This window comes from Mesorhizobium sp. RCC_202 (assembly GCF_041355295.1).
Taxonomy (GTDB): Bacteria; Pseudomonadota; Alphaproteobacteria; order Rhizobiales; family Rhizobiaceae; genus Mesorhizobium.
In genome coordinates this window covers 334425-352908 of sequence record NZ_JBFUPO010000007.1, presented here as the reverse complement: position 1 = coordinate 352908, position 18484 = coordinate 334425, and the positions used below count along the sequence as shown (strand labels likewise).

Here is an 18484-nt window from a genome sequence, read left to right as displayed (position 1 = left end):
ACAGCCGATTGTCCTTGCCGCTGCGTCCGGCATCCGTCGTCTTGCCAAGACAATGCGGCGCCATCTTCTCCCACTGCTCGTCCTTCAGAACTGTCCGAATCATCAATGCCTCCAAAACGAGGCTTGAATCATTCAAAAGCTCTCAGGGGAATCCTGATTCTCAACAGGCCCTAGAGTGGGTTGAAATTCGGGTCAGGCCGAGTCGAAAGTGGTGGATTCCGAGAACCGGAGCGGAGCGTACTAAAGTACGTGAGCACCGGAAGCGCAGGAAGCCGCCACTTGCAGGCCGGCATCACCTGAATTTCGGCTCACTCTCAGAAGTCGGTGGCGAGCCCCTTCACCTCCCAGTCGCCGTAGCGGCCGGGTTCCTTGCCGCCGCGACCGCCGATTTCCTTCGGCAATTGCGCTTCCGCCACTCGATACTTTTGACGACGGGCTTCAGCCTCTGCCAACGCCCGCTGCGCTTCGGGCGTCAGTATCCTTTGCGGCTTTTCGCTCGCGTCCGCAGCTTCGGTTTTGCCTGGCTCTTCGATCATGCGATAAGTCCTTGCCGATTGAAACGGGAGCGGCTGTTTCCCATCATATAGCCATGAAACCGAGAGGATCGACCCCTATTCGCCACCTCGCCATACGGATGAAACGATGAACACGCTTCGCACCGCCATGCTTCTAGCCGCGATGACGGCGCTGTTCATGGGCGTCGGCTACATGATCGGCGGCTCGGGCGGCATGATCATCGCACTGTTGTTCGCCGCCGGCATGAACCTGTTCAGCTACTGGAATGCCGACAAGATGGTGCTGTCGATGAACCGCGCCGTCGAGGTGGACGAGAAGAACGCGCCGGAATATTACGCCATCGTACAGGCGCTGGCCAAGCAGGCCGGCCTTCCGATGCCGAGGACCTATCTGATCGACAACCCGCAGCCCAACGCCTTCGCCACCGGACGTAACCCCGAGAACGCGGCCGTGGCCGCCTCCACCGGCCTGCTGGAGCGGCTCAGCCATGAAGAGGTCGCGGCAGTGATGGCGCACGAGCTTGCCCATGTGCAGCATCGCGACACGCTGACCATGACGATCGTCGCGACGCTTGCCGGAGCCATCTCGATGCTCGGCAACTTCGCTTTCTTCTTCGGCGGCAATCGCGACAACAACAATCCGTTCGGTTTTGTCGGCGTGCTCGTGGCGATGATCGTGGCGCCCTTTGCCGCCATGGTCGTGCAGATGGCGGTGAGCCGCACCCGCGAATACGAGGCTGACCGCCGCGGCGCCGAGATTTGCGGTCACCCGCTGTGGCTGGCCTCGGCGCTGAACAAGATCGCGCGCGGCGCCGAACAGATCCCCAATCCGGATGCCGAGCGCAACCCGGCGATGGCGCATCTCTTCATCATCAATCCGCTGCATGGCGAGCGCATGGACAATCTGTTCTCGACCCATCCGAGCACCGAGAACCGCATCGCCGCCTTGCAGGAGATGGCGCGCGAGATGGGCGGCGCGCCGCAGGCTAGCCGGCGCCAGGCCTCTCCTCCGCCGATCCAGCCCGAAGGGTCATCGGCGGGACCATGGGGCAGCAGGCCTGAGGAAGCGTCAACGCCCGCCGAACCGGAACCGCCAAAACCCAATCCATGGGGTCGCAACCCGACCGGACCGCGCACGATCCGGTCCAAGGGGCCGTGGTCGTGAAGCCGCCGAGGCGCGGCCAGCAAGGCAATCCGCAGCACCAGGCCGATGAGGAGACCGTCGCCGGCCTTGTCGCGCGCAAAGCCGCGGCGCGGTTGCTCGCCGCCGTCGTCGATGCCCGCACCCCGCTCGACGGGCTGACCGACAACGAGCACGGCCATCCGCAGTACAAGGTTCTTGACGGCCGCGACCGTGCGCTGGTGCGCGCCATTCTCGTCACCGCCTTGCGCCATCGCATGACCATTGCCGGATTGCTGGCCAGGCGGCTGGAAAAGCCGCTGCCGCCCAACGCCACCGCGCTGTCGCATATCCTGCATGTTGCCGCCGCGCAGATCCTGTTCCTCGATGTTCCCGACAGCGCCGCCGTCGACCTTGCCGTGACCCACGCCAAGTCCGATCCGCGCGCCGCGCGCTTTTCCGGTCTCGTCAACGGCGTGCTGCGTTCGCTGGCCCGCGCCAAGGAGGCCGAGCTTGCCCCGGCGCTCGCCGCCACCAGCGAGGCGCCGCGCTGGTTTTCCGAACGGCTGATCGCGGCCTACGGCGCCGAAAAGGCCGGCGCCATCCTTGCCGCCCATCGCCATGAGGCGCCGGTCGATTTCACCGTCAAGACCGATCCGGCGCTGTGGGCCGAGCGTCTAAACGGCATTGTGCTGCCGACCGGCACAGTGCGGGTCGAGAAGCTCGCCGCCAATGTCGTCGATCTGCCCGGCTTTGCCGACGGCGCCTGGTGGGTGCAGGACGCGGCGGCCAGCCTGCCGGCGCGCCTGTTCGGCGATATAAGGGGCCAGCGCGTCGCCGACCTCTGCGCCGCGCCCGGCGGCAAGACAGCGCAGCTTATCCTGGCCGGCGCCAGGGTCACCGCCGTCGACACCTCGAAGAACCGGCTGGCACGGCTGGCGCAGAATCTCGAGCGCCTGGGCCTGAGCGCCGAACTGGCGCAGACCGACCTCTTGGATTACCGGCCAACCGAACCGTTCGATGCCGTTCTGCTCGATGCGCCCTGTTCTTCCACAGGCACGGTGCGCCGCCATCCCGACGTGCCGTGGAGCAAAACCATGGCCGATGTCGAAAAGCTGGCTGCGCTTCAGCGCAAGCTGCTCGACCGCGCCGTCGGCCTTGTCAGGCCCGGCGGCCGCATCGTGTTTTCCAACTGCTCGCTCGATCCGATCGAAGGCGAAGAACTCTACCGCGCTTTCCTCGCCGAGACGCCCGGGGTGATCGACGATCCCATCCTGCCTGGGGAATTTGCGGATCTCGACGCCTTCCTCACACCCAGCGGCACGCTGCGCACCACGCCCGCCGACATGGCGCTGGCCTCGCCGGCAATTTCCGGCCTGGACGGCTTCTTCGCCGCCCGAATGCGGCGCGTGGCATAGTCTGGCGTTTCGCCAGGATGTGTCGAGATTCAGGTCAGGCCGCGCCGAGAGCGGCGGTTTCCGAGAACCGAAGCGGAGCGTACCAAAGTACGTGAGCACCGGAAGCGCAGGAAGCCGCCACTCGCAGGCCGGCCTCACCTGAATATCGATACATCCTAAAGCATGTCGTCGAGGGACCAGTGCTGCCCCCAACGGGCATCGATCTCGTCGTCGACATTCTGGTAGCGTATGTCGGTCGACAGCCGGATCAGGCCGTCACGGCTCTGGTTGGTCGTTGAAGCGTGGATCATATAGGGCGAGTGCAGCACGACATCGCCGGCCTCGTAATCCGCCATCAGCCAACGTGTGTCGAACCGCTCGGCCATTTGCGGCAGGTCTTTCGACACCCAACCGCCTTCGCTCATGTTGCGATTGTAGGCGCTGATGCGCTGTTCCGGCGCAAGCCCGGCATTGTCCCTGGCGAATTGCGCCTCCATGGCGGCGCCGACGGCGTGCGAGCCTTCCAGATAGACCAGCCCACCCATGTCGATGGATGTATCGCCGAGCGGTATCCATGCCGTCACGACGCGGCTGGTGCCGCCGCGCAGATAGACGAGGTCGTAATGCGCCGGTGTCGCCACAGTCGTCCCCGGCAGGGTAAAGCGCATTATCTTGCGCTTGTGCAGGTAGGACAGACCGCCGGCAAATTCATCCATGAGACGCGACATCCGCGGTTGCGCGCAAAAACCCTCATAGGCGGTTGAGCGGACCAGCGACATCAGCCGGCGATCGGCAAGCTGGCGATCGAATGCGGCGGCGGCAATGCCGAGCGACGGATCGGTCCCCCGCTTCAGCAGCCCGCTCTCGGAAAGATGCGAAAGCACCCAGCCGCGAAAGTCGACAACATCGCCGCGCTGCAGCAGGCCCTTCAGCCAGACATAGCCCTGCGTGGCGTAGAGATGGCGAATGGCCTCGATGCCGACAGAGGGCTGGGTCGGGCTGAGATGCCCCAGCCGGTTCGGCGCCGTCGACAGCATCTTGCCGTCGGCTTCCAGCGCGACGGCGGATTGCGACGATGATTTTACGGCCGATATCGACATTTCACTCACCGGAAGGTTTTCGATTTCGGTAAGAAATGTCTATTGTCGCGGCAGTTGCCCATGGACAGAAGTAACCGCCTGGACTTTTCGCTCATGCCGGACCGACATTACGCGCTATACCGCTCGCCGCCCGCCGCAATGGCCGGGCTGTCCGTGACGGGGATCGGCCGGCATCGCGTCAGCCGGGTCATCGTTGAACGAAAACTGCCGGACTTTGCCGCCGTGCTGGTGGAGGAAGGACAAGGCTGGCTGGAAACGAGGGCCGCAGGCAAGCAGGCGATTGTCGCCCCCAGCCTGTTCTGGCTGTTTCCCGGCAAGACGCATTCCTATGGACCCGATGACGCCGGCTGGAGCGAGCGCTGGGCGCTTTTCACGGGCGTCCTGACACGCGATTTCACACGCATGCGGCTTATCGCCGAGCAAGCCCCGGTCGTTCCCTTGTCGGACCTTGCCGGCATGCAGCTTCTGTTTGACCGGCTGCATGCGGAACTGTCGCTGGATAGCGCGCTCAGCCAGGCGGAAGCCGCCGCGACGCTGCACGCATTGGTTTTGCGTGCCGCCCGGCAGGCGACCGGTCGGAGCGCCAGCGAAGCGGGTCGCGATTTTCAACGGGCGATCGACGCGTTGCGCGCCCGCGCCGCAGAACCGCTCGACCTCCAGGCATTCGCCGCGGAATTTTCGATGTCGCCGGCGACGCTGCGTCGCAAGTTTGCGCAACAGACGGGGCTGTCGCCGAAAGCGTTCCAGCTGCGCATCCGGCTCGACCTTGCCAAGCAGTTGCTGGTGACCTCTGATTCGCCGGTTGAAACCGTGGCGGCGGCGGTCGGCATCCACGACGCCTTTTACTTTTCCCGGCTGTTTCGGGATCGCGAGACATGCTCGCCGAGCGAATTCCGGCGCCGCCACAAGAGAGGCTGAGCGACGACGCAACCGGCGCTCAACCAACGGTATGATGCCGGAAAGGCACGACTTTTTCTGGGACGGCCGGCCTGGACCAGCGTGAAGCGCTTCACTTCGGCGAAATCCGCCTTCGCATAAGTTCTTGAATCATATAAACTTGTCCCTGGGGTAGAGGACGATCAGGAGGGCTTTTGGCACTTGCTGCCGGCAGCACGACACGTCTATGGACGCTTGTCGCGAAGGAGTTCTGGCGCAAGACGCGCCGGCGTTTGCGCGCCGGGCCCGTCTATCGCTGGCGCTATTCCGGCCGCACGCCTGAACGCGTCCTGATCGCGCCGCCGGATCTCAGGCTTGCCGATCCGCAGATCGCGCTGGAGATCTATTATGGCCGCTATCCGCTGTCCGGCCATATGGTCGAGACCGGTGGCAAGTCGCCATTCCAGCTCAACGTGCCCAACCGTGGCTGGCAGAAATCACTGCACGGCTTCCGCTGGCTGCGCCATATGCGCGCCTCCGGCACCGAGCTTGCCGCCGCCAATGCCAGGGCGCTGGTTTCCGACTGGATCGCCATGCATGGCAACCAGATATCGGGCGTCGCCTGGGAGCCGGGCATCACCGCCAAGCGGGTGATCGCCTGGCTGCAGCATTCTTCGGTGGTGCTGCAGGGCGCCGAATTCCCCTTTTATCGCGCCTTCCTCAAATCGCTTGCCGTCCAGATCCGCTATCTCCGCTCGATGGCGCGCGAGATGCCGGATGGCGAGGGCCGGCTGCGCGCCCGCATCGCGCTGGCATTCGCGGCCCTGTCCTTGCCGGCGCCGGCTTCGGCGTTGCGCGCCGCGACGCGCAATCTGGCCGAGGAACTGGAGCATCAGATCCTGCCCGACGGCGGCCATATCTCACGCAAGCCGATGGCGGTGCTGGAGCTGCTTGCCGACCTTCTGCCGCTGCGCCAGACCTATGCCAACCAGGCCGAGGCGCCGCCGGCGGCCCTGATCGGCGCCATCGACCGCATGCTGCCGGCGCTGCGCTTCTTCCGCCACCAGGATGGCAGCCTTGCCCGCTTCAACGGCATGGGGGCCACCATCCATGACCGCATCGCCACCATCATGCGCCACGACGACACCGCCGGCGCGCCGCTGCTGCACGCGCCGCATTCCGGCTATGAGCGCCTGTCGATGGGGGGCGTGACGGTGATTGCCGACACCGGCCTGCCGCCGCCGGTCGACGTCTCCAACGCCGCGCATGCCGGCTGCCTCGCCTTCGAGCTGTCGTCGGGCCGTCAGCACTTCATCGTCAATGCCGGCATCGATACTTATGGCGCCGCTGAGTTCCGGCCGCTGGCCCGCGCCACCGCCGCGCATTCGACCGCCACGATCAACGACACCTCATCGGCGCGTTTCAGCCATTCGCTCAGGGTCAGCGACCTGCTTGGCTCGCCGCTGATCGGCGGCCCGCAGCATGTGCCTTGCAAGCGCCTCGACCAGAAGGGCGTGCACGGATTTGTCGCCCGCCACGACGGCTATGCGGCGCAATTCGGCTTCCTGCATGAGCGCGAGCTGAAGCTGACCACCAATGGCAACGTGCTTGCCGGCCGCGACCGTTTCCTGCGGCCGGGCGGCGGCGCGATCCGCAACAATGGCCGCGACTTCGTCACCGTCCGCTTCCACGTGCATCCCGACGTCACCTTGATGCAGGACGAGCACGACCGGCTGACGCTTGCCGCGGCGCAGGGAGACACATGGGTGTTCACCTGCGCGGAAGTGGCGCCCGAGGTCGAGGAATCGATCTACTTCGCCGGCCTCGGCGGCCCGCGCCGCAGCCGGCAGATCGTGCTTGCCTTCAAGGCCTCGGAGGTTGCCGAGGTCCACTGGCAGCTGACCCGCACCGGCATCGCCGGCTATCCGGAAAACAACTGAGTTCCGAACAAATCCGGCTCGAAGCTTGATTTCCGGCGCTCATATGCTACGGCCGGCCACATCCCTTCCACCAGCTCCGAAAGGCCGCCCACCCATGGCCGTGCCCACCAAGAACATTCCGGCGCCCGACCTCGTTCCGGTCCGCCGCGCGCTGCTTTCCGTCTTCGACAAGACCGGGCTGATCGATCTGGCAAAGGCGCTTGCCGCGGCCGGCGTCGAGCTGGTCTCGACCGGCGGCACGGCCAAGGCGATCGCCGAGGCCGGCATGGCGGTGCGCGACGTTTCCGAGCTCACCGGTTTTCCCGAGATCATGGACGGCCGGGTGAAGACCTTGCACCCGTCGGTGCACGGCGCGCTGCTCGGCATCCGCGACGATGCGGACCATGCCAAAGCCATGCGCGATCATCACATCGAGCCGATCGATCTCGTCGTTAGCAATCTCTACCCCTTCGAGGAGGTCCGCCGCTCCGGCGCCGGCTACGCCTCGATCGTCGAGAACATCGATATCGGCGGCCCGGCGATGATCCGCGCCTCGGCCAAGAACCACGCCTATGTCGCCATCGTCACCGACCCGGCCGACTACGCGTCCGTGCAAAACGCGCTGGAGATGAACCTCGGCTCGCTGTCGCTCGATTTCCGCAAGATGCTGGCCGCCAAGGCCTTTGCCCGCACCGCGACCTATGACGCGGCGATCTCCGGCTGGTTCGCCGAAGCGCTCGACATCGAGCATCCGGCCTGGCGCGCCTTCGGCGGCCATCTCGACCAGGTGATGCGCTATGGCGAGAACCCGCACCAGAGCGCGGGTTTCTATCTGTCGGGCGACAAGCGTCCAGGCGTCGCGACCGCAAGGCAGCTGCAGGGCAAGCAGCTCTCCTACAACAACATCAACGACACCGATGCCGCCTTCGAGCTGGTCGGCGAATTCGATCCGGCCAGATCGGCGGCGATCGCCATCATCAAGCACGCCAATCCGTGCGGCGTCGCCGAAGGTGACACGCTGAAGGCAGCCTATACCAAGGCGCTGGCCTGCGACCCGGTCTCGGCCTTCGGCGGCATTGTCGCCATGAACCGCACGCTCGACACCGAAGCGGCTCAGGAGATCGTCAAGACCTTCACCGAGGTCATCATCGCGCCCGACGCAACCGACGAGGCAGCCGGGATCGTCGCCGCGAAGAAGAACCTGCGCCTGCTGGTCACCGGCGGCCTGCCCGACCCGCGCGCTGCCGGCACCACGGTGAAGTCCGTCGCCGGCGGCCTGCTGGTGCAAGGCCGCGACAACGCCGTGGTCGACGACCTCGAGCTGAAGGTGGTGACCAAGCGCGCGCCGACCCCGGCCGAACTAGCCGACCTCAAATTCGCCTTTCGCGTCGCCAAGCACGTGAAGTCAAACGCCATCGTCTATGTCAAGGACGGCGCCACCGTCGGCATCGGCGCCGGCCAGATGAGCCGTGTCGATTCCTCGCGCATCGCCGCCCGCAAGGCGCTCGACGCGGCGGAAGCCGCAGGGTTGACCGAACCGCTGACCAAGGGCTCGGTCGTCGCTTCGGATGCCTTCTTCCCCTTTGCCGACGGCCTTCTCTCGGCGATCGAAGCCGGCGCGACGGCGGTCATCCAGCCCGGCGGTTCGATGCGCGACGATGACGTGATCGCCGCCGCCGACGCGCACGGCATCGCGATGGTGTTCACGGGGGTCAGGCACTTCAGGCATTGAGCGGCTTTTCCCTTCTCCCACAAGGGGCGAAGGGAAAAGCGCTAGTCCTTCGGACGATCCGCCGGATAGGGGGTCCCCACCAGGATCGCCATGCCGAGCCCGAGGAAGAGGATGATCGCCGCCATGCCGAGCCGCGGCGAACCGCTGAGTGTGGTGATGGTCGCCACCATGAATGGCGCCAGGAAGCTCGTTGCTCGGCCAGCCAGCGCATAGATGCCGAAATAGCGGCCGGATTCTGCCGCCGTGACGCTGCGCGCCATGTAGGAGCGCGACGAGGCCTGCACCGGGCCAAAGGCAAGCCCGATCAGCAGGCCGTAGAGGATGTAGGCCTTCTCGGCCGCGGTGCCGAACAGGCCGCCGGAATCGCCAGTCGACAGCGGGATCAGGCCGAGCAGCGTGAAGCCTGGTCCGGTCGAGACGACACCGATGGTGGCGATCGACAGCATCACCAGCGCAACCATCACAACGTGCTTCGAGCCGAGCGCGGTATCCAGCCGCGCCGCGATCCAGCAGCCGAAGATGGCAACGACATTGAGGATGATGCCGAACAGGCCGATCTCGGTGATCGACCAGTGGAACATGCCGGCCGCGAACGTGCCGCCAAGCGCCAGCAGCGCGTTGACGCCGTCCTGATAGATCATGCGGGCGAGCAGGAAGCGCAGGATGCCACTGCGCTGGCGCACTTCCACCAGCGTCGACTTCAGTTCGGACAGGCCCTCGCGCACCGCCGGCCTGATCGGGATGCCCTTGATGGCGTCGGGCGTGAAGAAGAACATCGGCAGGATGAACACAAAGTACCAGCCGGCCGACATCGGTCCGGTAAAGCGCGCGTCCTCGCCGAGCTTCGGATCCAGCCCGAACAGCGGATCGAGGCCGATGAGCGTCTTACCGGTTTCGAGATTGCCGGCGAGGAACAGCACAACGAAGATCAGCGCGATCATCCCGCCGAGATAGCCGAGCCCCCAGGCCATGTTGGAGATCCTGCCGATTTCGGCTTTCGGCACCAGCCGCGGCATCATGGAATCGTTGAACACGGTCGAGAATTCCGCCGCCACCGAAGCCAGCGAGAACAACAGCACGACCAGGAACAGGTTGGAACCGGGCGCCGCGAACCACAGCAGGCTGAGGCTGACGATCTTGATCGTCGCGAAGAAGGCGATCCACGGCTTGCGCGGCCCGGTCTGGTCGGCGATCGAGCCGAGCACGGGCGACAGCACCGCAATGACCAGGCCGGCAGCGGCAATGCCGTAGCCCCAGGCCGCCTGCCCGCTGGTCGGGTCGCTCGCCATACGCGAGACGAAATAGGGCCCGAAGATGAAAGTGGTGACGACGGTGAAGAAGGGCTGCGCCGCCCAGTCGAAGAACATCCAGCCCCAGATGCCGCGCCCCGAAGCCCGCTGCACTGTCTCTACTGCCGCCATGCTGATTCCCCTGGGACCCGCGCTCCGTGTCGGGCGCATGTCTGCATGTTTTTCATGACGGCGCAAATGCGCCTGGCTTGCGGCCTGCGACAGCGGTGGCGCAGCCGAAGAAGAAGCGCTTGAACTCGACGTCGAGGCCTTCGCTCCCAAGCATTTCCGCCACATAGGAGGCATCGCCAAAATTGGTCGAGTACGTGCCGATCATCGCGAAATCCCGCGCGCCCTGGAGAAAAATCTTCTCGATGAGCGGCAGCATCACTTTGAGATGGAAAAGATAGAGCGGTCGCAGCCACCAGCCTTTCGGGTCGGAGGCTTCGATCATGCAAAAGACGCCGCCGGGCTTGAGGCAGCGCGCAACCAGTTTGGCGAGCCTGAGATGCTGCTCGGCATTGAATGTCTTCAGGCCGAAGGTCGAGATGATGAAATCCGCGCTTGCGTCCGGCAGATCGCTGGCCAGCACGTCATCTTCGATGAAGGCGATCTTATGCGCACGGTGCGCATGCAGCCGCTGCATGGCGCGCCGATGCATGCCAGACGAGATGTCCACCGCCGTGATGGCGCCGATATCGGGAAAGCGCTTGAGCAGATGCGGCCAGACTTCGCCGGTCCCCGCCATCAGATCGTAGCCGGTCGGCTGCGACGCCTGCGGCGCAGGCATCAGCTCGACGCATTGCCTGCGCCAGCGCTCGGTGAAGCCAAGGGAACAGATCAAACTGAAGGTGATGTAACGGCTGGAGCAGCGGTCGAAGACGCCCTTGACGAATTGGGCGTCATAGATGTCTTCGCCCGGCGCATCGCTCCCACCAGCGGGACGGTGCAGAGGCTCGTCCCGGACTACGTCATCGTCCCCGATCGTGCTCAGCTTTACCTCTTTGTTTTTACGCAATTCCGGACGGAGGGTTCGGCGAAGTCGCCGAACTTAACCGTTTCATACTTTTCCTGGAATTGCCCTAGATCCCCGTCAGGTCGCTCATCAGGCCCGACGCCACCGACAGCCGCGACACGGTGATGTCGCCGCCTTCGGTCAGCGCCTGCAACCGCTCGCGGATGCGCGCGACACGCTCGCCGCCGGCCTCCAGCCAGGCTGCCACTGGATCCGCCGCCTTGGCGTGAGCGGTCAGCGCCGCCACCGCGATGCCGCGCCGCGCGGCGCCGATCGTGTCGGTGGCGCGCGACAGCGCCAGCTGGTCGTAATAATCCGGCGGCATGATCGAGCGCGCCGCCTCCTCGACGCGCGGGATGCGGAAGGCATCGCTGACGGCAAAGAAGGCCTTGGCCGCGGTGACGATGTCGGCGTTGGCCATGCGCGCGGTGAGCGCGACATCCGGGATCAGTTCGGCCACCTCGGTCAGAGCGAGCTTCTCCGCCAGTTTCTCCGGCGCGCCGCCCTTGAACAACCCGTGACGACGCTCCTCGATGCGCTCGCGCGAGAAGGCCGGCAGCAGCGAGACGAGTTTCGGCTCCAGCGTCTTGCGCGCCTCCTGCAATTCGGCGATGCGCTGCGCCAGCGGCGCCGAGCCCGTATCGTTTTTCAAATACCAGCCGCTCGTCACGAAGATAAGCCGGCTAATCGATTGATACAGGTCGATCTGGATCTGTCCGTCGATCTGATTGTCGAGTGCATCGATCTCCTTGTAGAGCGAAGGCAGCGCGAAGCCGTCCCGCACCACGGCGAAGGTGCGCACGACGTCGGCCACGGTGCGGCCTGTCGCCTCCTGCAGCCGGTTGACGAAGGATGGGCCGCCGCGGTTGACGAGATCGTTGGCGGTGACGCGCGTGATGATTTCCCGGCGCAGCCTGTGGTCGCGGATCTCGCCGGCGAACTTCTTCGCCATGCGTTCCGGGAAATAGCCCATCAGATCGCGGTCGAAATGCGGCTCGTCCGGCACGTCGCTGGCGACCATGTCGGAGAACAAGACGATCTTGGCATAGGCAAGAAGCACGCCGAGCTCTGCCCTGGTCAACGGCTCGCCGCGTGCTTCGCGCTCGCTGAGCGCCGCCGGCGAAGGCAGCGTCTCGACCGCGCGGTCGAGCAGGCCGCGCGCTTCCAGCGCCGCCATGAACCGCGCCTGGTGCGCAATGTCGGCGAGGCCGCGCTTGCGCGCCAAGGACAGCGCCAGCGTCTGCTGGTAGTTGTTGGACAGCACAAGCGCGCCGACCTCGTCGGTCATTTCGGCCAGCAGCTTGTTGCGCGTCGGCCTGGTCAACGAACCCTTGCGCATGGCCGAGGCCAGCGCGATCTTGATGTTGACCTCGACGTCGGAGCAATTGACGCCGCCCGAATTGTCGATGGCGTCGGAATTGCAGCGGCCGCCATTCAGGCCGAACTCGATGCGCGCCCGCTGCGTGACCCCGAGATTGGCGCCCTCGCCGATGACCTTGGCGCGCACGTCGAGCGCGGTGACGCGGATGGCATCATTGGCGCGGTCGCCGACATCCTGATTGGTCTCGCCCGAACCTCGGACATAGGTGCCGATGCCGCCGAACCACAGAAGGTCGACCGGCGCCTTGAGGATGGCGTTCATGATCTCGACCGGCGTCGCGGTCGTCTTGGCGAGCCCGATCGCCGCGGCTGCGGCCGCGGGCAGCGTGATCGATTTCTGGTTGCGCGAGACGATGACGCCACCTTCCGACAGCTTCGACTTGTCATAGTCCTGCCAGGACGAGCGCGGCAGCGCGAACATGCGCACCCGCTCCGCCATCGAGGCCGCCGTGTCCGGATCGGGATCGATGAAGATGTCGCGATGGTCGAAGGCGGCGATCAGCCTGGTCTGCGGCGACAGCAGCATGCCGTTGCCGAAGACGTCACCCGACATGTCGCCGACGCCGACGACAGTGAAGGGCGAGGTCTGGATGTCGCGGTTGATTTCGCGGAAATGCCGCTTGACCGCTTCCCAGGCGCCCTTGGCGGTGATGCCCATCTTCTTATGGTCGTAGCCGGCCGAACCGCCGCTGGCGAAAGCATCGTCCAGCCAGAAGTGATGCTTTTCGGAAATGGCATTGGCGGTGTCGGAGAAGGTCGCCGTACCCTTGTCGGCGGCGACGACGAAATAGGGATCGTCCTTGTCGCGCCGCACGATACCGGCCGGCGGAATGACGCCGTCGAGGCCGATATTGTCGGTGATCGACAGCAGGCTGGAGACGAAATTCTTATAGGCCGAAGTACCGGCTTCGAAGATCGCGTCGCGGCTGCCGCCGGCCGGCAGGCGCTTGGGGAAGAAGCCGCCCTTGGCGCCGACCGGCACGATGACGGCGTTCTTGACCTGTTGCGCCTTGACCAGGCCGAGCACCTCGGTGCGGTAGTCCTGGGCGCGGTCCGACCAGCGAAGACCGCCGCGCGCCACCGGACCGAAGCGCAGATGGACGCCTTCGACTTCGGAGCCATAAACGAAGATCTCGCGCCACGGCCGTGGCGCCGGCAGGCCCTCGACCGCCTGCGAGTCGAGCTTGATCGCCAGCGACTGGCCCTTATCCTTCGTATCGGCTACGAAATGATTGGTGCGCAGCGAGGCTTCGATCAGATTGAGGTAGCGGCGGATGATGGTGTCGTCGTCGATGTTCGGCACCTCTTCCAGCGCATCCTTGATCTTGGCTTTGAGGTGTTTGGCGGCGACCACGCCGTCGCCCTCCGCGGTCGGACCGAGCCGGGCGACGAACAGCGCGTGCAGGCCGCGTGCGATCTCCGGATAACGGTTGAGCGCGGCGGCGATGAAATCCTGGCTCTGCGGAATGCCGGCCTGCTGCAGATAGCGGCCATAGGCGCGCAGGATGGTGACCTCGCCCGACCACAGGCCGGCGGTCTGGGCAAGGCCGTTATAACCGTCATTGTCGACGTCGCCGCGCCACACCGACAGGAACGCATCCTCGAACAGCGCCCCGCCGTCGGTGAGATCGATTGGCTTGCCGTAGCTGTTCTCCAACTCCATGTCGTGCACGAAGACAGTATCGCCGCCGTCTAGGCCGACCTCGAAGGTGCGCTCGCTGATGACGCGGAAACCGATGTTTTCGAGCACCGGCACGCGCCGCGACAGCGCCACCGGACTGCCGAAATGGTAGATCTTCAGCGCCGCCTGGTGCGGCTTCTGGTCGGCATGGCGATAATAATCGATGGCGATCGGGTTGGCGGCGTTGATCCCGGCAATGCGTCCGGCGTCGGTGAGCGCCACGGCGGCCGAGAAGGAATCGCGATAGCTTTCGGGGAAGCGCGCCGCAATTGCTTTCAGCGCCGGATCGCTGCCTGCCTGTTCGGCCGCATCGGAAAGAGCATCCTCCCAGGTGCGGACGATGTCGCGGATCGCTGCTTCGATGGTTGCCTGCTCGACCTTCGGTGTCTTGCCGCCTGAGCGGCCGATGATGAAATGAACGCGCGCCAGGCCGCCCTCGGGGAAGGCCGGATAATAGGCCGACAGCCGGCCCTCGAATACGGTTTTGAGATAGGTGCCGACCTTCTCGCGCACGACGCTGTCATAGCGGTCGCGCGGCACGAAGACGAGGATCGAGACGAAGCGGTCGAACTGGTCGACGCGCACCAGTGCCCTGACGCGCGGCCGTTCGATCAGCCCTAGAATGGCGCTGGCGTGCTTGCGCAGGATAGGGATGGGAACCTGGAACAGCTCGTCGCGCGGATAGCCTTCCAGAATGTTGATCAGCGCCTTGCCGGAATGATCGTGCGGATCGAAGCCGGATTTCGAAATCACGGTCTCGGCCTTCGAGCGCAGATAAGGGATCTTCATTACCGAGCGCGTGTAGGCGGTCGAGGTGAACAGGCCGACGATGCGCAGCTCGCCGGCGAGCGTGCCTTTCGAGGTGTAGGTCTTGATGCCGATGTAATCGAGATAGATGCGGCGGTGGACCAGCGACTTGGCATTGGCCTTGGTGACGATCAGCGGCTCCGGCCCGTGCAGGAAGGCGCGGATTTCCGGCGTCGTCGTCACCGCCTCAGTGCCGCGCCGCAGAACCAGCACGTCCGGATCGGACAGAATGCCGAGGCCAGGCTTGTCGGCGCGCTCCAGGTTGCCGCTTTCCTCGCCGCCGACATATTTGAACTCGCGCATGCCGAGGAAGGTGAAATTGTCGTCGCGCAGCCATTCGAGGAAAGCGATCGCCTCGGCGACGCTCTTCTTGTCGAGCGGCACCGCCGAATAGCGGAATTCCGAGATCGCCTGGTCGAGGCGGGCGAGCATGCGCTTCCAGTCGACGACGGCGGCGCGGACCTGGGACAGCATCTTGCGCAGCCGCTCGGTGAGATTTGCCGCCTGTTCGGCGCTCAACCGCGGAATGTGGACATGGACGACGCTCAGCCGGTCATGGTCGTCGTCTTCCTTGCCGCTGTCGCTAAGCACCTCGACGCCAGCCTTGCCATGGCGGACAGTGACGATCGGATGGGTGACCAGCGTCGGCTCGCCGGACGCCTCGGTGATTTCGCCGAGGATCGAATCGAACAGGAACGGCATGTTGTCGTTGACGACGGTAATGACCGATACCGGCCGGCCGTCGCAGGCGACGCCCGGATCGGCTTCGACGGCGACGACGCTTTCGCCCTTCTTGTGGCGGGCGACCGCGAGGCCGGCGAGCTCGGCGGCGCGCTCGAGGTCGGCCACATCATAGGCGGCAACGTCTTCCGCCGGCGCGCGGGCGAGCAGATAGTCGGCAAGCCTTGCGGGTCTCTCCTGCGCCTTGGCAGCGGCGACGGCTTTCCTCTTCGGCTTGGATTTCACGCTGGCCATGACGCTTATTCCCTCCCGTGGCATGCTTTTGTCACTATGGTAGCCAGATGAGCGCTGTTTGGCGACAAAGGTTTGACGACGCTTTAAAAAATTCGAACCGACGCCACCATCCGACAAGGAGAGACGATATGACCGGCAAAGTAACCGCGCTTGACCTGGTCCAGGCGGAACTCAGCGAGGCAACCAAGGCCTATTTCGCCAAATGCCAGGAGAAGCTCGGCCTCGTGCCCAACGTGCTTCTGGCCTACGCCTTCGACGAGAAGAAGCTGCGCGCCTTCACCGACATGTACAACGATTTGATGCTGGGCGATTCCGGCCTGTCGAAGCTGGAGCGCGAGATGATCGCCGTCGTCGTCTCCTCGATCAATCATTGCTATTACTGCCTGACCGCGCATGGCGCGGCCGTGCGCCAATTGTCCGGCGCGCCGGCGCTTGGCGAGATGATGGTGATGAATTTCCGCGCCGCCGATCTTTCACCGAAGCAGACGGCGATGCTGGAATTCGCCGTCAAGCTGACCGAAGAGCCGGCCCGGATCGTCGAGGCCGACCGGGCCGCGCTGCGCCAGGTTGGCTTTACCGATCGCGACATCTGGGACATCGCCTCGACCGCAGCCTTCTTCAACATGTCGAACCGGGTGGCTGCCGCGATCGACATGCGGCCGAACGTCGAGTACCACGCGATGGCCCGATAGGGCCACGCCGCCCTCTCCGTCGGTCCTAAGACCATCCTGCGTTGACAGGCTCTTTCGAGCGGCTAGTCTTTCCAGGAAATAAAATTTCCAATGGGTGAACTCGTTCCTGAACCCTCGCTCGAATGGGAGCCGCCATGCTGGACCGAATTACCAATCCAAAACTTCTCCTCTGCGCCCTCACTGTCTTAGCGGGTCTCGCGACGCCACCGGCATGGGCCTTTGAGGCCTCAACGGTCTACCAACCCATTTTCGAGACGGCGGCCGGCAAGACGATCACGCTGACGGGGCATGACCTGACCATCGATCAGGTAATCGACATCGCGCGTCATGGCGCCAAGGTCGAGCTCAGCCCGGAGGCGCTGCAGCGTTCGGCCGACGCTTACGGGCTCCTGCTGGAAGGCGCCGCCGAAGGGGTGACGATCTACTGGTTCAACCGCGGCGCCGGCGACCAGCGCGAGACGGTGATCTTTTCCGGCGATCCGACCTCGCCCGAAAACACGAAACTTCTCCAGGACCAGCAACTTGCCCGCTTCAAGGGCGGCGTGAACCGCGGCTACGGACCGGAGCTGCAGGAAGAGGCGCTGGTGCGCGCCATCATGGCGATCCGCGCCAACACCATGTCCTACGAGGCGGCAAGCCCGCAGCTGACGCACATGCTTGTCGACATGCTGAACAAGCGCGTGACGCCGGTCGTGCAGTCGCGCGGCACGCTCGGCGAAGGCGACCTGGCGACGCTCGGCAACATCGGCGCCACCATGGTCGGCGAGGGCGACGCCTATCTCAACGGCGTTCGCATGCCCGCCTCCCAGGCCCTTTCGCAAGCCGGCCTGAAGCCGCTCGAACCCTTCGCCGCAGACCAGGCGGCGCTGATCAGCACCAACGCCTATGCGCAGGCGCAGGCAGTGCTGTTGGTGGAGGATGCACGAAACCTGTTGGAGTGGACCGACCTCAGCTACGCCATGGGCCTCAACGGCATGAACTCCAGCGTGACGCCGATTTCGGCTCCGGTACAATCGATGCGGCCCTATCCCTGGCTGACCTGGGACGCCGCCCGGATCATGGACATGATCAAGGGCAGCTATCTGTTCGACGAGGATCCGGCCCGCATCATCCAGGACCCGGAAAGCATGCGCGCCTCCAGCCAGCGCCAGGGTTCGGCCTGGCAAGCCTGGGCGGATCTGCGCGATTCCGTGCTGCTGTCGATCAACGCCTCGGATCACAATCCGGCTGTCCTGCCTGGACTGACGCCGCAAAGCTCGCCGGAGCTCAGCACACCGCAATTCATGAAATACTACATCAAGGGCGGCAAGCTGAGTAACGGCAAGTCGGGCTACATCTTCTCCAACGCCAATTGGGATCCTTACCCGATGGCCAACCAGGTCGAGGCGTTCACCAACGCCCTGACCAATCTCGGCGTCGCGGTCGCGCAGCGCATCGAGCGCTTCCGCAACCCCTTCTTCACCGTGGTCAAGCCGGCCGATGTGCTGAAACCCGACGAACGCAAGGATATACCGAGCTTCGACGGCTATCTGCCGACCGATCTGTGGCAGGAACTGGCCGGCCTCGGCGCGCCGGTGACGCCGAACGGCCAGGCGATCGTCGCCACCGTCGAGGACCTCGAGGCGCAGACCCGCATCAAGACCCAGCGCGCCCGTGAAGCCGTGGACGTCTCCTTCCACCTCGTTGCCCAGGACCTGTTGACGGCAAGCTACTGGATGGAGATCCGCAAGGCGCAGAACCCGGAGCGCAAGTTCGGCGACGCGCCGACCGCGGCGCTTGCGGCATTGCGTCAGATCATCCCCTGGCACCAGGCGGCGTCGGAACGGCAGAAGCAGCCGCTCGGCATGGTCGCCTATGACTTCATGCAGGAAAATCCGGCCGCAAAGTTCTACTCCGGCGGTCCGCAACCGCCGAAGAGTGCGGCAGCTCCGACGGCCGGCGTGCTGCCGAAATGAGCAATTCCAGGAAAAGTGTGAAGCGGTTTTC

The 18484-nt window shown here is 64.9% G+C and carries 12 protein-coding genes; 7 read left to right on the top strand and 5 right to left on the bottom strand.

What is annotated here, in order from left to right; genetic code table 11:
- Positions 1 to 314 precede the first annotated feature (314 nt).
- Positions 315 to 536, bottom strand: coding sequence for a DUF1674 domain-containing protein (locus AB6802_RS18810; RefSeq protein WP_371011658.1), 222 nt, complete (start codon positions 534 to 536; stop codon positions 315 to 317).
- A gap of 106 nt (positions 537 to 642) precedes the next feature.
- On the opposite strand from AB6802_RS18810, the gene htpX reads away from it, so the two are divergent.
- Positions 643 to 1680, top strand: a complete 1038-nt coding sequence (gene htpX, locus AB6802_RS18805; protein ID WP_371011657.1) for a zinc metalloprotease HtpX — start codon at positions 643 to 645, stop codon at positions 1678 to 1680.
- On the top strand, positions 1623 to 3053 hold the full coding sequence (locus AB6802_RS18800; protein ID WP_371011656.1) for an RsmB/NOP family class I SAM-dependent RNA methyltransferase: 1431 nt from the start codon (positions 1623 to 1625) through the stop codon (positions 3051 to 3053). The genes htpX and AB6802_RS18800 overlap by 58 nt, the downstream gene beginning before the upstream one ends.
- 155 nt (positions 3054 to 3208) lie before the next feature.
- On the opposite strand, the gene AB6802_RS18795 is transcribed toward AB6802_RS18800, so the two are convergent.
- Positions 3209 to 4132 (bottom strand): phytanoyl-CoA dioxygenase family protein, encoded by a 924-nt coding sequence (locus AB6802_RS18795; protein ID WP_371011655.1) that lies wholly within the window; start codon positions 4130 to 4132, stop codon positions 3209 to 3211.
- 93 nt (positions 4133 to 4225) lie between these two features.
- Between AB6802_RS18795 and AB6802_RS18790 the strand changes: the two genes are divergently transcribed.
- The 3 genes from AB6802_RS18790 (at position 4226) to purH (ending at position 8659) form a co-directional block, all read left to right on the top strand.
- Positions 4226 to 5050, top strand: a complete 825-nt coding sequence (locus AB6802_RS18790) for a helix-turn-helix domain-containing protein (RefSeq protein WP_371011675.1) — start codon at positions 4226 to 4228, stop codon at positions 5048 to 5050.
- Positions 5051 to 5223: 173 nt separating this feature from the next.
- Positions 5224 to 6948: a heparinase II/III family protein gene (locus tag AB6802_RS18785; RefSeq protein WP_371011654.1), complete on the top strand. Its 1725-nt coding sequence runs from the start codon at positions 5224 to 5226 to the stop codon at positions 6946 to 6948.
- A 94-nt stretch (positions 6949 to 7042) separates the two neighbouring features.
- Positions 7043 to 8659, top strand: a complete 1617-nt coding sequence (purH, locus tag AB6802_RS18780) for a bifunctional phosphoribosylaminoimidazolecarboxamide formyltransferase/IMP cyclohydrolase (protein WP_371011653.1) — start codon at positions 7043 to 7045, stop codon at positions 8657 to 8659.
- Positions 8660 to 8700: 41 nt separating this feature from the next.
- Here purH and AB6802_RS18775 read toward each other — a convergent pair whose 3' ends face one another.
- The 3 genes from AB6802_RS18775 to AB6802_RS18765 all read right to left on the bottom strand — a co-directional run bounded on the left by AB6802_RS18775 (position 8701) and on the right by AB6802_RS18765 (position 15806).
- Complete coding sequence (locus tag AB6802_RS18775; RefSeq protein ID WP_371011652.1) at positions 8701 to 10080, bottom strand: MFS transporter; 1380 nt, start codon at positions 10078 to 10080, stop codon at positions 8701 to 8703.
- Positions 10081 to 10132: 52 nt separating this feature from the next.
- The gene (locus tag AB6802_RS18770; RefSeq protein ID WP_371011651.1) at positions 10133 to 10966 is read right to left on the bottom strand and encodes a class I SAM-dependent methyltransferase; all 834 of its coding nucleotides are present in this window, start codon (positions 10964 to 10966) and stop codon (positions 10133 to 10135) included.
- 64 nt (positions 10967 to 11030) lie between these two features.
- Complete coding sequence (locus AB6802_RS18765) at positions 11031 to 15806, bottom strand: NAD-glutamate dehydrogenase (protein ID WP_371011650.1); 4776 nt, start codon at positions 15804 to 15806, stop codon at positions 11031 to 11033.
- Between the two features lie 128 nt (positions 15807 to 15934).
- Here AB6802_RS18765 and AB6802_RS18760 point away from each other — a divergent pair, with 128 nt between their 5' ends.
- Positions 15935 to 16498: a peroxidase-related enzyme gene (locus AB6802_RS18760; protein ID WP_371011649.1), complete on the top strand. Its 564-nt coding sequence runs from the start codon at positions 15935 to 15937 to the stop codon at positions 16496 to 16498.
- A gap of 134 nt (positions 16499 to 16632) precedes the next feature.
- Positions 16633 to 18453, top strand: coding sequence for an aromatic amino acid ammonia-lyase (locus tag AB6802_RS18755; RefSeq protein ID WP_371011648.1), 1821 nt, complete (start codon positions 16633 to 16635; stop codon positions 18451 to 18453).
- Positions 18454 to 18484: the final 31 nt, after the last annotated feature.